Source organism: Lysinibacillus sp. NPDC098008, from assembly GCF_044760715.1.
GTDB lineage: Bacteria > Bacillota > Bacilli > Bacillales_A > Planococcaceae > Lysinibacillus.
In genome coordinates this window covers 1-1,488 of record NZ_JBIWBA010000066.1, presented here as the reverse complement: position 1 = coordinate 1,488, position 1,488 = coordinate 1, and the positions used below count along the sequence as shown (strand labels likewise).

Annotated in this window: 1 protein-coding gene and 1 pseudogene; both read right to left on the bottom strand. The window is 40.8% G+C overall.

The window, feature by feature from the left end:
- Positions 1-175 precede the first annotated feature (175 nt).
- Positions 176-1,345: an RNA-guided endonuclease InsQ/TnpB family protein gene (locus ACIQVU_RS20230; protein ID WP_340804366.1), complete on the bottom strand. Its 1,170-nt coding sequence runs from the start codon at positions 1,343-1,345 to the stop codon at positions 176-178.
- Positions 1,338-1,488, bottom strand: a pseudogene (locus ACIQVU_RS20225) (IS607 family transposase); the annotation flags it as partial. The pseudogene ACIQVU_RS20225 and the gene ACIQVU_RS20230, both read right to left, overlap by 8 nt.

Here is a 1,488-nt window from a genome sequence, read left to right as displayed (position 1 = left end):
CCGATGTTAAAACTTTATAAATTCTTAAAAAATGAATTGTAATTATAAGGTTAAATTCCCTGTTCAACGAGTCCCGCCTTGCCGAAGCTACTACGGTTTGATATAACTCTCCGAGGGCTTAAATTCCCGTGCATCACACGGTACATATCTAGGATTTAGTTTGGAGTTAAGCTTCCTAGATTGAATAATTCGCTAAATTGATTGAAGCATTCAAATCACGGTCGATTTTCAAGCCACAATCGCACCTGTAAACACGGTCTTTCAGTTTCAAATCAGATTTAATTTGACCGCAACAAGAACACATTTTAGACGATGGGAACCATCTGTCTGCCACTGTCACATCAATACCAAGATAAAATTTGGCTTTGTATTTGAGTTGTCTTCTAAATTCGAAAAACTTTTGATTTGCGACCGATTTTGCCAAGTGTTTGTTCTTCATCATGCCCTTGACATTTAAATCTTCAACGACTATCTTGCTTGGTTTTTGCTTGATAATCGCCTTTGTAGCTTGATGAAGGTGATTGTCCCTAATATTCGTCAATCGTCTGTCTACTCGCTTGCGAAGCCTCTCTAATTTAACAATATTATTGGTCTTCACAAACCTCTTGCCATCTTTGTTTGCCTCGTATTTTCTACTGATTTTACGGGACATCCGCCGATGCTTCTTCTCCAAACGCTTGACTTCACGTTTTTTGTTGATGTTGTCGAAGCGCAAACCTTCCACGTTGGTAACAGCCAGTTCTTTAATTCCCAAGTCAATACCGATGGATAAATCTTGGTTAGGTGTCCAGTATGCTTCTGAGGTTTCAATCCCACAAGTCAGATACCAGTTCTTGTTGTCGTATCCGACACGGACATTGGAGACCTTGATTTTATCCTTTTTGTAATTTCCTTGAGGCAGTCTTCCTTCGTCTTTCATCTTGACGAAGCCTATCTTTTCGAGATAAACCTTGTTCCCGTAGACTTTCAGCTTACGCTCATCATGATAGAAGGAAGGCTTTGACTTGGACTTTTTCTTGAACTGAGGGTAGCCTGCATCGGGGAACGGGATTCCTTTTTTAAGGTTTTCCCGAAACACCTTGAATGCCTTGGTCATATCTTGGAATACGTTACGCCAAGCGTCAGCGCTGATTTCACCTAGCCATAGATAATCCTTATTGGACTTCTTGACATCAGTAATCATCTGCCTAGCCTGAGCTGTGGAGACATTATTTCCTTTTTCGTATTCGTCTTTGATATAACCAAGACCAACATTCCAAGCGCCCCTTGCGTGGTTGGCTGTTTTCCATAGCATCGACTCTTGTTCTTTCGTGGGATAGAGCTTGATTTTAATGGCTTTAATCATCTTTTTTCAGCTCCTTAATCAGTTCCTTCGTTTTCTTGGAACGTTTCCCTTGGAGCTTGCAACTGAACACTGTGATAATCTGAACCAAATCCTCAACGACTTCCTCCTGTTCGGATTTCTCATTGTGGTCGATGATTTCGATG

Excerpts from the sequence above, each read along its gene's own strand:
- ACIQVU_RS20230 (WP_340804366.1), bottom strand. The coding sequence starts at position 1,345 with ATGATTAAAGCCATTAAAATCAAGCTCTATCCCACGAAAGAACAAGAG.